This is a genomic window from Tannerella sp. (assembly GCF_052170195.1).
Lineage (GTDB): Bacteria > Bacteroidota > Bacteroidia > Bacteroidales > Tannerellaceae > Tannerella.
Genome location: NZ_JBQNAZ010000046.1, coordinates 1 through 17,553, shown reverse-complemented (window position 1 = coordinate 17,553; position 17,553 = coordinate 1). Strand labels below are relative to the sequence as shown.

At 42.6% G+C, this 17,553-nt stretch carries 13 protein-coding genes and 1 tRNA gene; 10 read left to right on the top strand and 4 right to left on the bottom strand.

Annotated features, from left to right (window positions below; translation table 11 throughout):
• Positions 1-619: 619 nt before the first annotated feature.
• From ACTTKA_RS10370 to dtd, 5 genes are all read left to right on the top strand, one after another.
• Entirely contained in the window at positions 620-1,228 is a 609-nt protein-coding gene (locus ACTTKA_RS10370) for a DUF4254 domain-containing protein (protein ID WP_442724978.1), read from the top strand.
• Positions 1,229-1,238: 10 nt separating this feature from the next.
• Positions 1,239-2,336, top strand: coding sequence for a glycosyltransferase family 9 protein (locus ACTTKA_RS10365; RefSeq protein WP_442724977.1), 1,098 nt, complete (start codon positions 1,239-1,241; stop codon positions 2,334-2,336).
• A gap of 100 nt (positions 2,337-2,436) precedes the next feature.
• A complete protein-coding gene (gene mnmG, locus ACTTKA_RS10360; protein WP_442724976.1) occupies positions 2,437-4,314 on the top strand; it encodes a tRNA uridine-5-carboxymethylaminomethyl(34) synthesis enzyme MnmG in 1,878 nt (625 codons plus the stop codon).
• A gap of 44 nt (positions 4,315-4,358) precedes the next feature.
• Complete coding sequence (gene uvrC, locus ACTTKA_RS10355) at positions 4,359-6,164, top strand: excinuclease ABC subunit UvrC (protein WP_442724975.1); 1,806 nt, start codon at positions 4,359-4,361, stop codon at positions 6,162-6,164.
• 30 nt (positions 6,165-6,194) lie between these two features.
• Positions 6,195-6,641, top strand: coding sequence for a D-aminoacyl-tRNA deacylase (dtd, locus tag ACTTKA_RS10350; RefSeq protein ID WP_442724974.1), 447 nt, complete (start codon positions 6,195-6,197; stop codon positions 6,639-6,641).
• A gap of 512 nt (positions 6,642-7,153) precedes the next feature.
• Here dtd and ACTTKA_RS10345 read toward each other — a convergent pair.
• The 4 genes from ACTTKA_RS10345 to ACTTKA_RS10330 all read right to left on the bottom strand — a co-directional run bounded on the left by ACTTKA_RS10345 (position 7,154) and on the right by ACTTKA_RS10330 (position 11,971).
• Positions 7,154-7,666, bottom strand: a complete 513-nt coding sequence (locus tag ACTTKA_RS10345) for a hypothetical protein (protein WP_442724973.1) — start codon at positions 7,664-7,666, stop codon at positions 7,154-7,156.
• Positions 7,667-7,903: 237 nt separating this feature from the next.
• Positions 7,904-9,706, bottom strand: a complete 1,803-nt coding sequence (locus ACTTKA_RS10340; RefSeq protein ID WP_442724972.1) for a M43 family zinc metalloprotease — start codon at positions 9,704-9,706, stop codon at positions 7,904-7,906.
• A 2-nt stretch (positions 9,707-9,708) separates the two neighbouring features.
• Entirely contained in the window at positions 9,709-10,101 is a 393-nt protein-coding gene (locus ACTTKA_RS10335) for a hypothetical protein (protein WP_442724971.1), read from the bottom strand.
• A 955-nt stretch (positions 10,102-11,056) separates the two neighbouring features.
• A complete protein-coding gene (locus ACTTKA_RS10330; RefSeq protein ID WP_442724970.1) occupies positions 11,057-11,971 on the bottom strand; it encodes a ribonuclease Z in 915 nt (304 codons plus the stop codon).
• A gap of 118 nt (positions 11,972-12,089) precedes the next feature.
• On the opposite strand from ACTTKA_RS10330, the gene rpoN reads away from it, so the two are divergent.
• From rpoN to ACTTKA_RS10305, 5 genes are all read left to right on the top strand, one after another.
• Positions 12,090-13,547 (top strand): RNA polymerase factor sigma-54, encoded by a 1,458-nt coding sequence (rpoN, locus tag ACTTKA_RS10325; RefSeq protein WP_442724979.1) that lies wholly within the window; start codon positions 12,090-12,092, stop codon positions 13,545-13,547.
• A gap of 80 nt (positions 13,548-13,627) precedes the next feature.
• A complete protein-coding gene (gcvH, locus tag ACTTKA_RS10320; RefSeq protein ID WP_075588960.1) occupies positions 13,628-14,005 on the top strand; it encodes a glycine cleavage system protein GcvH in 378 nt (125 codons plus the stop codon).
• Between the two features lie 6 nt (positions 14,006-14,011).
• Positions 14,012-14,518, top strand: coding sequence for a 5-(carboxyamino)imidazole ribonucleotide mutase (gene purE / locus ACTTKA_RS10315; protein ID WP_442715005.1), 507 nt, complete (start codon positions 14,012-14,014; stop codon positions 14,516-14,518).
• Positions 14,515-16,278 carry a (E)-4-hydroxy-3-methylbut-2-enyl-diphosphate synthase gene (gene ispG, locus ACTTKA_RS10310; RefSeq protein ID WP_442724969.1) on the top strand — a complete coding sequence of 588 codons (1,764 nt, stop codon included), beginning with the start codon at positions 14,515-14,517 and terminating at the stop codon, positions 16,276-16,278. The genes purE and ispG overlap by 4 nt, the downstream gene beginning before the upstream one ends.
• A gap of 959 nt (positions 16,279-17,237) precedes the next feature.
• Positions 17,238-17,311: transfer RNA gene (locus tag ACTTKA_RS10305), tRNA-Met, on the top strand.
• The last annotated feature ends 242 nt before the right edge of the window (positions 17,312-17,553 follow it).

Sequence of the window (17,553 nt, the reverse complement as noted above, 5' to 3'; positions counted from 1 at the left end):
CTGCGTAACGGCAGAAAAGAAAAATACCCTCTTGACTACCGTTGCAACAAAGTCAATTTACAGATATTCCTCCCTCGGAAACTCTTTCCTATTTCCGAGGGATTTTTTCATATATTTTCTCTGAAAAAGTAAGCTGAAAACTCAGAAAAAAGTTGTTTATAAAAACTGAAAAAAAAATTTGAATAATCCATTAGGTTTTTAAATAGGGTTCAAATTTCATCTTCCGAAAAAAATACAGGAATTCTTTTATGTATTTTTCAAACGATGAAATCCACAAAAAAATAATTTTTACCATATTAAAATATCCCCTGAAAAAGTTTTCAAACTTTGTTTATAAACTACCTCTAAATACTATTTATAAATAACTTATCCTGTTTATATCTTACTCAAAAAATGATTCGTTTATTTGAAAAAATGAAATACAAAAAATCATTGAAGAAAATTTCAACACTTTAAACAGCCTATTATCTACATCATTTTAAATTCTAAAAAATTAATCTGATATATATGCCCATAAAAAATAGTTGAAACCTTTCTTTGATTCGTGTTGTAATTTAAAATAGGGAATTGGTATATCGGAAAGAGTTGCGTATATTTGCCGACTTTAAAATTTATTTTTATGGAACATTTCAGTGAACTGTGTTATCCGATTTTTGAACAGGCTACGAACGATTACCACTTGACAGATGACGTTGATGCCATGATTCGAAACCCTTATCCGCAAGAAAAAATTGAATGTTATCTTTATTTGAAAAATTGGATTGATGCCGTACAGTGGCATCTTGAAGATATTATTCGAGATCCGAATATAGATCCTTCCAAAGCTCTGGTTATCAAACGGCGTATTGATAAATCTAATCAGGATCGTACGGATTTAGTCGAACGTATTGATAGTTATTTCCTTGATAAATATAAAGATGTACATGTTTTACCTGATGCGACTATTAATACTGAAAGTCCTGCATGGGCAATTGATCGTCTTTCGATTTTGGTATTGAAGATTTATCACATGAAAGCTGAAGCAAACCGTATGGATGCTGAGGCTAATCATCTTGATTCCTGCCGACGGAAACTGGATGTATTGCTTGAACAGAAAAAAGACCTTTCAACGGCATTAGATCAGTTATTGAACGATATCAGCGAAGGACGGAAATATATGAAAGTATACAAGCAAATGAAAATGTACAACGATCCCTCGCTTAATCCTGTGTTATACGGTAAGAAGTAAAGCTTCGAAAATGAAACCACGAATTGAGGTTAAAAGAGTATTGGTAATCCGTTTTCGACGAGTGGGAGACTCTGTTCTGGCTGTTTCGGTATGTAAGAGTTTGAAAAAAACATTTCCCGGAGTTCAGGTCGATTTTGTTTTGAATGATAATATAGCTTCTTTGTATGAAGGGCATCCGGATATAGATCGGATTATTACTTTTAGTGACAAAGAAAACTATAACTTACCTAAGTATTTAAAACGTGTCTATCGTTTGATGCGTGATACGCATTACGATGTGATTATTGATATGCGTGCTACGGTTAAAACTCTTTTTTTCAGCCTTTTTTCGTTACATACTCCTTTTCGTATAGGAACGAAAAAAGCGTATAGTCTTTTTCTGAATAATTATCGAGTACCTAATCGGGATGATAGTTCGTTGGATATGGTACAATCTAATTTAAGATTGTTGGAACCTTTGAAGAAGATTACCGATGTAAAATATGAAACTTCGTTTAGTTTGTTTGTTCCCGATGAAGAAAAGGCTGTTTATCGTTCTTATATGGAGCGTCAAGGGATCGATTTTAAGCGTCCTGTAGTTCTTATGGCAGTCGCTACCCGTATTGTTGGGAAAGGCTGGAATATGGAACGTATGAAGCTGGTTATTGAAAGAATGATTGATACGTATCATCCACAGATCATTTTTAATTATGTCGGTGAACGTGAGAAACAGATTTGTAATCGATTATACGAAGATTTAGGCAAAGATTCTCATATTTTTATGAATGTGAAAGCGAGTTCACTTCAGGAATTACGTGCGCTTACTTCGCTTTGCGATTTCTTTTTTGGAAACGAAGGAGGCTTGCGACATATTGCGCAAGCCTTGGATGTTCCTTCTTTTGCTGTTTATCCTCCCGGAATAAGTAAAACGCTTTGGCTTCCGGGACATCATGTACGTTTTCAAGGTATAAGCTCGGATGATATTCTTCCTGATGACGGAACGATGACAAAAGAAGAACGTTTTGAATTATTGACGACTGAACGTGTTTGGGAAGGACTCAACGAAATGTTAAGTGCTTATCTTCTCTCTGCTGAATCAAGCGGCAGAGTTGTGAATAAGTTTTTTTAAATGTTTACTTATTCACTAAAACTACATTTTTTGAAGAGTTTTTTATTTGTGTATGTCTTTGATTATCTTTGCACCTCTTTTTAATGAAGCTAAGTGGTAGATGAGATTCGATTATGATGTGATAGTAGTGGGAGCAGGTCATGCGGGCTGTGAAGCTGCAGCTGCAGCTGCGAATTTAGGTTCGCGCACGTTACTGATTACTATGGATATGAATAAGATTGCCCAGATGAGCTGTAATCCTGCCGTAGGTGGAATTGCGAAGGGGCAGATTGTTCGTGAGATCGATGCTTTGGGAGGTTTTATGGGGATTGTAACCGATCGTACGGCTATTCAGTTTAGAATGTTGAACCGGAGTAAGGGACCTGCCATGTGGAGTCCTCGTGCACAGAATGATCGGGTAAAATTTATTCAGGCTTGGCGTGAGATTCTTGAGAATCTTCCTAATTTGTGGATATGGCAAGATACCGTCAGTGAATTGCTTTTAGATGGTAATCGTGTTTGCGGTGTAAAGACGACTTTTGGAATCGAATTTCAAGCAAATTCAGTTGTTTTGACGAACGGCACTTTTTTGAATGGATTGATACATGTCGGTCGTGTACAATTTTCGGGAGGACGAATTTCGGAACCGGCTGTAAGAGGATTAACGGAACAGTTGATTTCGCTCGGTTTTATTTCGGATCGGATGAAAACAGGTACTCCTGTACGAATAGATGCTCGAAGTATTTATTTTGAAGAACTTACCGAACAACCGGGCGAAAATGATTTTCGTAAATTTTCTTATTTAGACAATGTCGAAAGAGAACTTAAACAATTAAGCTGCTGGACTTTATATACGAATGAAGAGTGTCACAATGTCTTACGTAAAGGATTATCGGAATCACCTCTGTATAATGGACAGATACAAAGTATAGGTCCTCGTTATTGTCCGAGTATTGAAACTAAAATCGTCACTTTTGCCGATAAAATACAGCATCAATTATTTTTGGAACCCGAAGGTGAATCGACACAGGAATATTATCTGAATGGATTTTCTTCATCTCTTCCTTTCGATATTCAGTTGAAGGCTTTACAAAAAATATCGCCTTTTCGTGATATTCAATTATATCGTCCGGGGTATGCGATCGAATATGATTTCTTTGATCCTACGCAGTTATTACATACTTTAGAGACAAAAAAAATTTCACATCTGTTTTTTGCCGGTCAGATTAACGGAACTACCGGTTATGAAGAAGCGGCGGGGCAGGGGATAGTAGCAGGTATTAATGCACATCTTCGTTGTCATGGTGATGATACGTTTGTTTTAAATCGTGATGAGGCATATATTGGAGTATTGATAGATGATCTGGTGACAAAAGGAGTAGATGAACCGTATCGTATGTTTACTTCGCGTGCAGAGTATCGGATTCTTTTGCGTCAGGACGATGCGGATATGCGTCTTACCGAACGAGGTTATCAATTAGGACTTGCCGATACTTATCGTTATGGTTTATTAAAAAAGAAGAAAGAAATGATTGATCGGATCACGGAGTTTATTCATTCTTTTTCCGTTACACCTGTTCAAATTAATACTACATTAACTTCTTTAGGGACGGCTCCTATTCCTCATGCTTATAAGCTGGCCGATATATTAACTCGACCTCAAGTTTCATTTTCCGATATCAAAGAAGTGATACCGGAGTTTAATCAGTTGACAGATGCGATTCCAATTTCTCGTCGGGATGAAATTTTAGAAGCGGCTGAGATCAGGATAAAGTATAGCGGATATATCCAGCGAGAAAGACAGATTGTAAGTAAAGTCTCTCGATTGGAAAATATTCGTATCAAAGATAAGTTTGATTATTTATCGATTCAATCTCTTTCGACGGAGGCTCGCCAAAAATTACATAAAATAAATCCGGAAACAATTGCACAGGCAAATCGTATTCCCGGAATATCTCCGAGCGACGTCAATATTCTTTTGGTATTATTGGGTAGATAATATAGAAATGTTCCACGTGGAACGTGGTTTTTTATAAAAGAAGAATGGATGACAGGCTTAGCTACATATTAAAAATTCTTTCCACTATACCTGAGAAGCCGGGATGTTATCAATATTTCGATCGTAAAGGAACGATTATTTATGTAGGGAAAGCGAAGAATTTACGCAAACGAGTTTCTTCTTATTTTCAGAAAGAGCATGAAAATAATAAAACTCGTGTTTTAGTCAAACATATTTATGATTTAAAATATATTGTAGTAGATTCGGAAGAAGATGCCCTGTTACTCGAAAATAACTTAATCAAACAGTATCGTCCGCGTTACAATGTTTTATTAAAGGACGATAAAACGTATCCTTCCATTGTGATCAAAAACGAATATTTTCCACGTATATTTCAGACAAGAAATATTATAAGGGACGGTTCTTTGTATTTCGGTCCGTATGCGTCTGCTTATACTGCGAAGATCATGCTGCAACTGATAAAAGAATTGTATCCGATCCGGACATGCAAACATGCTTTGACTCCCGAATCCATTGCTTCGGGAAGGTATAAAGTTTGTCTCGAATATCATATTAAACGATGCAAGGCTCCTTGCGTCGGACTACAAAATATAGAAGAATATAATCGGAATATTTCCGAGATAAAGGAAATACTAAAAGGAAACAGTTCACGCGTAAGCTCGCTTCTTCTAAATCGGATGCGAAAACTTTCGGAGGAAATGCGTTTTGAAGAAGCTCAGGAAATCAAATATCAATATGATTTGATTGAAAATTTTCGGTCGAAGTCGACGGTTGTTCCCATGTTGCATAATGTAGATGTATTTTCGTTGGATGAAAGCGAACAATCCGTCTATATTAATTATATGCATATAGGAAACGGAGCCATTGTGCAGGTATATACGATTGAGTATCGGAAAAAACTTGATGAACCGAAAGAGGAACTTTTAGGTTTGGGTATTGTGGAAATGAGAGAGAGATTTCAAAGTAATGCTTCCGAAATAATCGTTCCTTTTATGCCTGAAGGTGTATTTTCAAAACGTATTATTTTTACGGTTCCACAACGAGGAGATAAGAAGAAATTACTTGATTTGTCTGTTCAAAATGTAAAGCAATATAAGATTGATAAATTGAAACGTTCGGATAAGTTTAATCCCGAACAGCGATCGACCCGTCTGTTAACTGCGATTCAAAAGGACTTACATTTACCTGTTCTGCCGATGCAGATAGAATGTTTCGATAACTCGAATATACAAGGTACGAATCCTGTTGCGGCTTGCGTCGTATTTAAAAAAGGGAAACCGTCGAAGAAGGATTATCGTCATTTTCATATAAAGACGGTTGTAGGTCCCGATGATTTCGCTTCGATGACGGAAGTTGTTACGCGTCGTTACACACGACTGTTGGAAGAAGGTCTGCCTCTTCCGCAGTTGATTGTTATCGATGGAGGAAAGGGACAGTTGAATGCAGCAACAGAAGTGCTTCGGCAATTGAATTTATTAGATAAAATATCGATTGTAGGATTGGCAAAACGATTGGAAGAGATTTTTTATCCGGGCGATCCGATACCGCTTATACTCGATAAAAATTCGGAAACGCTGAAAGTCATTCAACATCTCCGCGACGAAGCCCATCGGTTCGGTATTACGTTTCATCGGAAGATGCGAAGTAAAAAGCAAATTATTTCGGAGTTGGATGAGATTAAAGGTATCGGAGAAAAGACGAAAGAGACGTTATTGAAAAAGTATAAGAGTGTAAAACGGATTAAGGAAGCTCCGATGGACGAACTCATTGAACTGATAGGAGAGAGTAAGGCGGGTATCTTAATAAACGGTTTGAAAAAACCGGAATAAATATAAGCAGGAGAATTTAATTTTTGTAATATGAGAACAGTCATACAACGCGTACAACACGCGTCGGTTGCGATTGATGGAGCGGTACGATCCGAGATTCGTAAAGGTCTACTGATTTTGGTGGGTTTTGAAGATTCGGATACAGATAAGGAAATTGTCCGGATGGCGAAAAAGATCGTAAATATGAGAATTTTCGACGACGATAAAGGTGTTATGAATCGCTCTGTACTTGAAATCGGTGGAGAAATTTTAATCGTCAGTCAGTTTACTTTATATGCTTCGACAAAAAAAGGGAATCGTCCGTCGTATATTCGTGCCGCGAAACCGGATATTGCGATTCCATTGTACGAGTCGTTTTGCAAGGAAGTAGAAATGCAGTTAGGTCGTGAAGTAAAAACGGGTATTTTCGGTGCGGATATGAAAGTTTATTTGTTGAACGATGGTCCTGTAACCATCATTGTTGATACAAAAGATTGATACGATTTCATCGGATGGAGTAGGGGATGGAAGTCCGATTCTAAGCATAACCTTTCTCGATCTACTTAAAAACAAATCCGGTTGACCTTTTATATACGTTTAAAATTCTCAGCCTGCTTCGGCACGGTATTCAGGTATATTCCGAGGGGTATTTGGGTACGTCCGGAGGGATATTTAATACTGTTCGGAAATAAATTATGACCGGTTCAGAACCTGATTTCGGGTGGTTCGGAGAGATATTTCGATACGTCCGGAACGTATTGATGGGTGCTTCGGAACTTGTCGACGGGTAGTTCGGAACGTGTCGGAGGGTAGTTCGACACCTGTCGACGGGTAGTTTGGAACGTACCCAAATCAGGTTCGGAAATACCCGAAATGTATTTCGGAAATACCTTAAATAGGGTTCGGAGGGGTATTAAATGGGGTTCGGAACGTATCGGAATCAGGTTCGGAACCTCCCTGAATGACGTTCGGAACGTATCGGATATACGTCCCGAACGTATCTGTGCGACTTACGGTGTCGTTTCGCCTCCGGCAGGCGGAGTGGGAACATCCGGTTCTTCGTCCGGTTTGCGGCCGCCATGATAATGCTGCTTCATGTCCTGATAGATCGACGTGGTGCCCGGTTCGTTCTCAGAGGCCAGATACTTCACGTAGCGATAATACGCGAGGGTATTCTGGAGGTTATCGAAATCGAGCAGCGTCTTCGTATCGCGCAACTTTTCGGCCACGATCGTCAGTTCTCGAAGCGGCGCTTCGATCCGGGCGCGTGCGGCGTAGTCGCGGTCGAATTCGGCCTTGTCGATGGTGCGCGGCATGGTTTGCGGCGCCTTTTCCATGTAGAACTTGGCCTTGTCTACCAGAAGCTTGTTGCGGTCGGCAATGCTGCCGTACTGACGACGTTCTTCGGGCGTAAGGTTCACGGCCTTACCCTCCATCACCTCGTTCAGCATGCGGATGGCGGCGTTCATCTTCTCGACGTCTTCGTCCGAGAAGGAAACGGAAATAATATTATCAATAGCCATATACACAAACTTTTATCACGTTCAACTCTCTGACATGCGGCTCTTCTCCGTTCTGCTCCTTTCTTTCGTGTCCGCAAGGGATGAATTAATGGTTATGGGAAAGTGAAAAACGAAGAACGAAAAACGAAAAGTCCTTCGGGCTTCATTTTTCACTCTTCACTTTTCACTTTTCACTCTTCACTTTTCACTCTTCACTTTTCACTTTTCACTTTTCACTTTTCGTTTTTCACTTTTCTCTCACTTCTTAATCAACTTCTGTGTATACGTCTGTCCGTCTTTGACGACGCGCACGAAGTACAATCCTGCCGGCAGTCCGGCCATCGGGATTTGGAATGTCGGCTCATTCGTCCGGAACGAGCGCAGCATCGTCATACCGCTCCAGAGCTGGATTTCGTAAGCGCTTCTGTCGGTCGAGAGCACGCTTAATCCGCTGACTTCATCCGTCTCCATCAGCTGCAAGGTCACTTCGTCCGTTGCCGGGTTCGGGGAGAGGGTGAAGGGGTAGTTAGGGCAGTCTGAAGAAGATCCCAATGTCGCCGAGCATACCGTACCGGATGTACCACAGCAGGTGCGTGCCTTTAATGAAATCCATCCGCCCGCGGCTTGGTTTGTATTAATGGAGATCATGTTTTCTGTTTTATAATGAATTGTCCAATACGGGGAAACCGTCCATTCCGGATCATTTATGGCACAGCCCGAATTATTTACCAGACTGAAGTGGTAAGTCGTATTCGGACAGAGACCACTGGTACCCGTAGCAGTATTTCCTATATATCCGCCACTCGAATTATTCCAAACGTCGAATGAAATATCGCTGTTGTACGACGCATTAGCAGTAATAGTGCCGGTCGACAGCGATGTTGAAGTCAGCCCACTGACAGTGGCCGTGATGACAGCCGATGTATTGAATATAGCTTTAAAAGTAGCCGTTGCCGTTCCCTGTCCTGAGATCAACCGTAAACAGTTACTGCTTGATGACCATTGTACGGACGAACCCACAGGTAAGTTCTCTATTGTATAAGTCGCTTCATTATAAAAACTTGAAGGGCCGGAGATGGAAAGTGGAGTCGTTAGTAGATTGGCATAAATCTGCATTTCACGTCTGATACCTATTTGAGTATCAAATAACGATCTCATACGCTCTACTTGTCCCTTTGTAAACAAATTCATACAGGCATCATACGTGTAATCCATATAATTCATAAACATAACCCCGGGTGATGTGTTTGTACAATGATCTGTTTTAGGGAACGAAGGACATCCTTCATTATACCCTCCTTGATTCGGTGTATCTGCAATATTGTCAGTACCAGAGCAACTGCCCCCATCATCTCCCCAAATATGACGTAGGTCTAACCAATGCCCTACTTCATGCGTCGCTGTCCTGCCTTTATCATAGGGAGATTCAGCACTGCCATCTCTCCCGAAGTGTTTGTAGTGAATCACGACTCCATCTGTATTGGGTTTTGTTTGAAATTCAAATGGAAACTGGGCATAGCCTAAAAGATCATCGCCTAAATTACAGACCCAGATATTCAAATAACGTTTTGTATTCCATGCATTGCATCCGCCCATATCGGAGAATTTTACGTTATCATTATCAGAAAAAGCTGACACTGAGGTCTGTGTTCGTGTAATACCTTCCGTAGGATTTCCATTCGGGTCTATTTTTGCCAGCTTGAACTCAACATTTGCATTTCCGGCAACACTCGAAAATGCTGAAGGCGTATTTACTTTGTCTGCATTTCTTCTTTGAAAGTCTTCGTTCAATACTTGTATCTGAGAATGGATCTGAGCATCACTGATGTTTTGCGCTGCATTGTTGTATACTACATGTACTACAACCGGAATCAGAATTGTGGAAGAAGGCACACTACGAGAATGTAATTTTATTTGATTTTCCCAATCCGTTATCCGCTGGTATTTTAACGGTTCTGTCCGCCGGATTTGTTCCATATTCAACTCAGAACCACATGTCCGTTGTGAATAGCCATTGATCCATAATGCAGAAGCCAATATGGATAAAATTATTTTTTTCATGATCATTTCTTTTTTATAGTTGATAATTTAATAAAGTAAACAGGATCCCGTTTAATCCACGGCTTGATATATTCGCTACAATCAAAGACTTCTCCACTGATTATAACGGGGAGGCCATCTTCCTTGTATTTTTTAGGAATATCACATCCGCGGGGGATAAGATAAAGTCCACGTACAAGCTCTTTATTCTCTATTTCCAAAGCAAAATCATTTCGCCTTTTTATATATCGAAAATGGGCATTTTCATTCTTAAGGGTTACAATCGGAATCTTCTCTTCCACACATTCGCATGGACAAGAGATGTGACTTTCTTCCTCGGAGCTTTTTTTCTCGCACCCCATTCCTACCATCAGCAAAAGCAGGGCGCCTATCCATAAAATAATTTTTGTCTTCATGTTTTTCTGTTTTTAAAAATTGATACATGTTTTCGCGTTCCGGATATTTCTTTTACGCTGCGCCTCCGGTGCGGTTTGCGAGGCGCATCGGCTTGTCAGGTGGAGTATCGGTTGTTATTTCCATGGTCTTATATTTTTTGTTATGTACGACAAAGGTATAAATATTTTTTTGATCATATGCAAATATTTTGTCTGTTTTTTGGATATTTTTTTTGTGCCCGGAAAATAACCGTTAACCATATTCCAACCAAGGGCTGAAAGCCCGTTTTATTTCAGCCCCATTCCGCAAGGGTGGGGTATTGATTCCCCTGTTTTGTTTTTTTGAGGGCTGTAAGCCTGAATGAATATTGATTTAGATCCCCCTTTGTCATTCCGAACGTAGTGAGGAATCTCGCGGGGAAAAGGAGGAGATTCATCGCTTCGCTCTGAATGACAAAAGACCGAACGCAGAGGAACATCCCCCCTCCCCCCCTTCAAAGGGGGGAAGAGCGAAGCGAAGGGGGATGTTACCCCTTCAAAGGGGGAAGAGCGGAAGCGAAGCGTTGGGGAAAAAGCAATATCTCCGTTGGGAGGGCTGTAAGCCTGACGTAACCATTGTCGTACATTCGCACATCCATTATTAATGGTAAACGCCGAACAGTGTATCGCGTAATTTGGGTTTAATGGTTCGTCAGTATTCAGCTGCCACACGTTTTCATTTGGCTTATTTGCGTTCGGATCAGATTACACATTGGGCTGAATTAACGCGCCCCTGCGGGGCTTCTTTTCAAATTGTCAGTTGTTAATGGTCATTTAGCAGCCGGCTTTCAGCCAACAGTCAAAACATCTCAACAGCTCAACAACTCAACGCCCAAAGGGCTGTTTTTAATGTTTAATTGTGTTTTGTTTAGCGATATTTTTAAAAGGAATCGCTCTCTGTGATCGCAGGAATGTTGTTCTTTAACGGGTCGTTGTGTCAAACTTGGACAATCATGCCTTCCTGACCTGCAATGGTGTTCGAAAAAATGGCTTGAGCTTCTCCAAGTAATGGGTTAATATCTTCGTAGCGAGCTGAATAATGTCCTATTACGAGTTTTTTTGCACCTGCCATACGGGCAATTTCCGCGGCTTGACGGGCTGTAGAATGAAACGTTTCTCTGGCGCGTGCCAATTCACTATCCATAAACGTTGCTTCATGATATAAGCAGTCCACTCCTTCGATATAAGGAACAATAGACGGTTCAAAGGCTGTATCCGAACAGAACGCGTAACGCCTCGGCGGTTGTGCCGGTCGTGTCAGTCGCGTATGAGGAACGGTTACCCCTTCGGGTGTTATAAAATTTTCTCCCTGCTTGATACCCCTCAATGCTTTGACAGGCACTTGGTAAAAATCGATCATTTCACGTATCAGATGAGCTTCGCGAGGTTTCTCGGCAAAAAGGTAGCCGCACGTAGGTATGCGATGCTTTAGCGGAATAGACCAGACACTGAGCGAACGATCTTCCATCACCAGTGCATGCTTTTGGGGATCAATCAGGTTTAGCCGTACGGTGTATCCCATTTCTTTGCAAAATAAGGCGAGAACAGGGCGAATAAAATCACCGAGGGCATGAGGCCCGTGAATCACTAACTCGCCTTTGCGTCCCAACATACCGAGTGTTGAAAGTAATCCGGGCAGTCCGAAACAATGATCGCCGTGCAGATGGGAAATAAAAATATGGGTCAGACGATTGAATCGGATATGCATCCTCCTCATTTGTAGCTGTGCTCCTTCTCCACAGTCAATCATATACAGTTTATCGTACAGATTTACGACTTGAGCGGTTGCCTCGTGACGCAGGGTCGGTGTCGCCGAACCGCATCCCAGTAAGGTCACATCGAAACGTATCATATTTTTCTCTCTGTTCATGAGCCGCAAAGGTACGTATATTTTCTGCTTTCTTCTCGTTGTTCTTTCCCCGTTTCTTTTTTTTGCACTACCTTTGCACATACGTTTTCAGATGCTTTTTATGCAGAAACAGCAGTTACAACAAAGTTTACAACAACGTCTTTCACCCCAGCAAATTCAGATTATCCGCATGCTCGAATTGCCGGCCATCGAAATGGAAGAACGCATCCGGCAGGAGCTTGAAGAAAATCCGGCACTTGAAGAAGGACGCGAACCCTTGTCGGATGGTGAAACCGATGGTGCCGAGGCAGATGAAACCATATATGAAAGCCCGGAAAACGAGACCGATTTAACCCTTGGCGACTATCTTACCGAAGATGATATTCCCGATTACCAGCTCCGTGTAATGAACGGCACAAACGAACGACGCGAAGACATTCCTTTTTCTGCCGGCCCTTCACTCCATGACTTCCTTGTCGAACAACTCAGTCTTCGGAATCTGACCGAGAAAGAAAAGAAAATAGGCGAATACATCATAGGGAATATTGATGACGACGGTTATTTGCGTCGCGAACTGTCGGCCATTGCAGACGATCTGATGTTTAAGGCAGGGGTAGATGTGAACGAATCCGATATCGAACCAACCTTGAAAGTCATTCAGGATTTCGAACCCATCGGTATCGGAGCGCGCAACTTGCAGGAATGTTTGCGTATCCAGCTCGAGAAAAAAGAACAGACGCCTTACACCCGTCAGGCCGCAGAAATCATTGATTTTCATTTTGAAGCTTTTATACGGAAGCATTACGACAAGATTCAGCGGGCCTTGAATATAGACGACGAAACCTTGCGAGCCGTTTTACATGAAATAACGGCACTTAACCCCAAGCCCGGCAACGGCTGGAACGAATCTTCCGAGAGTGCCATGAACGAAATCACACCCGATTTCATCGTCGAAAATCACAACGGTGAACTGACGCTGAGTATGAATCAGCGAGACGTGCCCGACTTGCGCATCAGCCGTGAATACAGCGATATGTTTCGCGATTATGCCGGCAACAAGACGAACCGCAGCCCGGAGATGCGCAATGCTGTTCAGTTTGTTAAACAGAAACTCGATGCTGCACAGTGGTTTATTAATGCTGTTCGGCAACGTCAAGAAACGTTACAGCGTACTATGGAAGCGATCGTCGTATTGCAAAACGATTTTTTCCTCACCGGCGATGAAGCGAAGCTCCGGCCAATGATTCTGAAAGACGTAGCCGAACGTGCAGGATACGATATCTCGACCATCTCGCGTGTCAGCAACAGTAAGTACGTACAAACGAACTTCGGGATTTTCCCGCTGAAGTACTTCTTTTCCGAATCAGCTCGTAACGATAGCGGTGAAGAAATATCTACACGTGAAATCAAGCAAATTATGCGCGAAACCATCGATGCGGAAGATAAACAGAATCCTGTTACCGACGATGCGCTTTCAGTCCTTCTGAAAGAGAAAGGCTATCGGTTGGCACGCCGTACCGTGGCCAAATATCGAGAGCAAATGGGAATCCCTGTAGCCCGGCTCCGAAAAGAAATTTAAAACAGATCGTTCCATTACGGTTATCGGAAAGTTTTTTATCTTTGTCGCGGAATAATATTAACCCATAAAAAATTAGAATCATGAATTTCCCGACAGAATTAAAGTACACCAAGGATCATGAATGGATCCGTATTGAGGGCGACTGCGCCTATGTAGGTATTACCGATTATGCACAGAAAGAGCTGGGCGAAATCGTCTATGTTGACATTCCCACCGAAGGCGAGCATGTAGCTCAGGAAGAGGCGTTCGGCTCTATCGAAGCCGTAAAAACCGTTTCGGACCTGTTGATGCCTGTATGTGGCGAGATTCTCGAAGTCAATTCCGAACTCGAAGATAAACCGGAGTTGATCAATGAAGATCCGTATGGCAAAGGGTGGATCGTAAAAATTAAACCGGACGACGTAAGCAAAGCGGAATCTCTGCTTTCTGCTGCCGATTATCAGAATTTTATCGGATAAACAGGTATGAAACCGGTTGTAAGTATCATCATGGGCAGTACGTCAGACTTGCCCGTGATGAATAAGGCGGCGCAATTCCTTGACGAGATGGAAATCCCGTTCGAGATGAATGCTCTCTCGGCCCACCGTACTCCCGAAGAGGTGGAACGGTTTGCCAAAAATGCCGTCGGACGCGGAATCAAAGTCATTATTGCAGCTGCCGGTATGGCGGCACACCTCTGCGGCGTGATTGCTTCTATGACAACGTTACCCGTTATCGGCGTACCCATCAATGCTTCGTTGGACGGTATGGACGCATTATTAGCTATCGTACAAATGCCACCCGGTATTCCCGTCGCGACAGTAGGCATCAACGGAGCACAGAATGCTGCTATTCTGGCTGTACAGATACTTGCGCTTGGCGATGAGAAGTTGAGCTCTCGCCTGACAGCTTATAAGGAGGATTTGAAGAAGAAGATCGTCAAGGCCAATGAAGAGTTGGCCGCTGTGAAGTTCAAATATAAAACGAATTGAAACGCCGCCACACATCGGTTGTAACGATCGGGAATACTCCGCTCGGAGGAACCAATCCTGTTCGCATCCAGTCCATGGCCGATGTTTCGACCATGGATACGGATGCTGCCGTGGCTCAGGCTCTCCGTATGGCCGAAGCGGGTGCCGAATACATACGCTTCACGGCGCAAGGTGAGCGGGAGGCTCATAATCTGGGTCTTATCCGCAGCAAATTGCACGAAAAGGGGTGTGAAACACCTCTCGTGGCCGATATTCATTTTAATCCTAAAGCAGCCGAGGTGGCTGCTGTTCATGTCGAGAAAGTCCGAATTAATCCCGGTAACTATGTAGATGGGGTACGTAAATTTCGAAGCGTAGATTATACGGACGAAGAATATGCAGCCGGGCTTCAAAAGATTCGCGACCGCTTTATTCCTTTTCTCCGTCTATGCCGAAAACATCGCACGGCTATCCGCATCGGTGTCAATCACGGCTCTCTTTCGGATCGTATCATGAATCGTTATGGCGATACGCCCGAGGGTATGGTTGCCTCATGTATGGAGTTTCTCCGCATTTGTAAAGAGGAGCATTTCAACGATGTCGTACTTTCCGTCAAGGCTTCGAATACGGTCGTTATGGTGCGTACCGTACGACTTCTCGTGCGCATGATGGAAGCCGAAGATATGTATTATCCATTGCATTTGGGGGTGACCGAGGCCGGTAACGATGAAGACGGACGCATCAAAAGCGCCACAGGCATCGGGGCGTTGCTGATCGACGGTATCGGCGATACGATCCGTGTATCGCTCAGTGAGCCTCCCGAAGCCGAAATACCCGTCGCACGGAAGCTGGTACATCATATTGAGGCCTGCAGAGAGGTCGAATTCACCGATATGCCCTCAACCTATCAAGGTGCGGTCACGGATTATATGAGGGAGACGAAGGCCGTCGAAATCATCGGTGGAGAACATCTTCCTGTTGTTATTTCATGCCGGAAACCGGATGATCTTGCGATTTCAACAGTCGATAGGCCGGATTATTTTTGGGTATCTTCCGAAGATAATGACACACCGTCTGTACACGAATCGAATATCTATCGCGCAGGCGAAACTCTGAAGCCGAGCCATGTCCGTTTAATGGAAGTTACCGTCGCCGATCTTACCCCAGCATTTATTCAAGAAGTCAAGAGGCAGGAGGCTGTTGTCCTGATCTTGAAAGAGCTCTCGGCCGACGGGGTCAACGAGGCGCGTGCAGCTGTCCTTCGTCTTAAAGAAGCCCAATCTCAAACGCCGCTTATCCTGCATCGTCATTATAAGGAGACCGATCTCGAAAACCTTCAGATCAAAGCGGCGGCCGATCTCGGGGTACTGCTTATCGATGGAATCGGTAACGGGGTTATGATTACGAGTGATGGATTTGATGCTTCGGTGACTGATCGCCTTGCTTTCGGTATCCTGCAAGCTGCACGTGCCCGAATCAGCCGTACGGAATATATATCATGCCCCGGATGTGGACGGACACTTTATAATCTGCAAACAACCATCGCCCGTATCAAGGCGGCGACATCCCACTTAACGGGGTTGAAGATCGGTATCATGGGATGTATCGTCAATGGGCCCGGTGAGATGGCTGATGCGGATTACGGCTATGTCGGTGCGGGACGTGGTCGGATCAGTCTGTATAAGGGGAAAACGTGTGTACTCAAGAATATTCCTGAAGAAGAAGCCGTAGAGCGATTGCTCAACTTAATTGCCGAAAACGAACAGCGCACCGATGAATAAGCAACATCAAATCCATTCGGTGTAAAGGCAAGGGTTATGCTTTTTGCATGTGTTGCGGAGCAATCCTCTTGAAATTATTGGGTATGAATGACATCAAGTTCAATAGGGTGACAGACATATATGACCCATATCTCAGTCAATTCATAAGTAAAGCGTTTTGAGGCGTAAGGCGTCAAGGGGTTTGAGATCCGTCCCGGACGTAGTCGTAAGCCCATAATGATTGCTCGGACATGGAATCGGTACACACAGCCATCGAGAACAACAGTCAAAGCGTGAAGAATGCCAAGCTGGCCTGGTAGCAGGCTTTCGGAAAGAAGCCCCCGAAAGTACCTATGTTCATAGACTACCTGTTTTATGCTACCGACAGAGACATGGCTGCGGTTGGAGATGAACTCCGTATCAATTTTGCTCATGTGGTTTAGTATAAGTTAACATTGCTGTCCGATAAAAGTTATTCTCAAAAGAAATTATTGGCGTCCGGTAAACTTCTGACTGTCCCAATTTGCCCCTCCGCAATGTCCATAAACAGGTGTTCCGGATTGTTTTTGCGAAAAGTAAGCGATTTTTAGTATAACTCATCGACTGTCCGCTAAAAATAGCCGAATTAAGCATATACACGTACCTCTATTTTCATTTCTAAGGCTTGAGAACCAAACAGAAGAAGAGATTCTGTACATTTATAGAGCTTATATTCGTTCTCTGCAACGGCCGTCCGCTAAAAAAAGCTATATCAGCCATAAGAGGGGCTTACTTTTTGAGAAGAGAATATGAAGGTACTATTTATAAGGACTGAGAGGACAATATTTATTGCTTTTCTAGTTTTATCGGACACCTATAAATCTTTTTCTTAAATTTGAAACAAAAAGTTGCATTCACTAGTTGGAACTACACCCGAAAAAAGTATCATTCAATTGCGGATAATTGTTTTTTTTATTATCTTTGCATCGTTTTTCAACGATGGCGAGATAGCTCAGCTGGTTAGAGCGCATGATTCATAATCATGAGGTCCCCGGTTCAATCCCGGGTCTCGCTACTTTTCTTATTATTCGGCCTGACGGTCATTTATAGTTTCAACAACTAGAAAATGCTTCAAATTTGAGAAAAAGATTTCTTTTGGGGAATAGAAATTGGGTTTGTATCTTGGTCTTTCGTTGATTCTGTATTGTATCTGTTTAATTATGTTGTCGCTAAATTCATTAAAAAATGAGGCATTGTTGAATTAGTGTTATGTTATCTATTAATTGACGGGTATAGTCTCTTTAGTTTGATTCTCGC

Excerpts from the sequence above, each read along its gene's own strand:
- ACTTKA_RS10370 (WP_442724978.1), top strand. The coding sequence starts at position 620 with ATGGAACATTTCAGTGAACTGTGTTATCCGATTTTTGAACAGGCTACG.
- ACTTKA_RS10365 (WP_442724977.1), top strand. The coding sequence starts at position 1,239 with ATGAAACCACGAATTGAGGTTAAAAGAGTATTGGTAATCCGTTTTCGA.
- mnmG (WP_442724976.1), top strand. The coding sequence starts at position 2,437 with ATGAGATTCGATTATGATGTGATAGTAGTGGGAGCAGGTCATGCGGGC.
- uvrC (WP_442724975.1), top strand. The coding sequence starts at position 4,359 with ATGGATGACAGGCTTAGCTACATATTAAAAATTCTTTCCACTATACCT.
- dtd (WP_442724974.1), top strand. The coding sequence starts at position 6,195 with ATGAGAACAGTCATACAACGCGTACAACACGCGTCGGTTGCGATTGAT.
- ACTTKA_RS10345 (WP_442724973.1), bottom strand. The coding sequence starts at position 7,666 with ATGGCTATTGATAATATTATTTCCGTTTCCTTCTCGGACGAAGACGTC.
- ACTTKA_RS10340 (WP_442724972.1), bottom strand. The coding sequence starts at position 9,706 with ATGAAAAAAATAATTTTATCCATATTGGCTTCTGCATTATGGATCAAT.
- ACTTKA_RS10335 (WP_442724971.1), bottom strand. The coding sequence starts at position 10,101 with ATGAAGACAAAAATTATTTTATGGATAGGCGCCCTGCTTTTGCTGATG.
- ACTTKA_RS10330 (WP_442724970.1), bottom strand. The coding sequence starts at position 11,971 with ATGATACGTTTCGATGTGACCTTACTGGGATGCGGTTCGGCGACACCG.
- rpoN (WP_442724979.1), top strand. The coding sequence starts at position 12,090 with ATGCAGAAACAGCAGTTACAACAAAGTTTACAACAACGTCTTTCACCC.
- gcvH (WP_075588960.1), top strand. The coding sequence starts at position 13,628 with ATGAATTTCCCGACAGAATTAAAGTACACCAAGGATCATGAATGGATC.
- purE (WP_442715005.1), top strand. The coding sequence starts at position 14,012 with ATGAAACCGGTTGTAAGTATCATCATGGGCAGTACGTCAGACTTGCCC.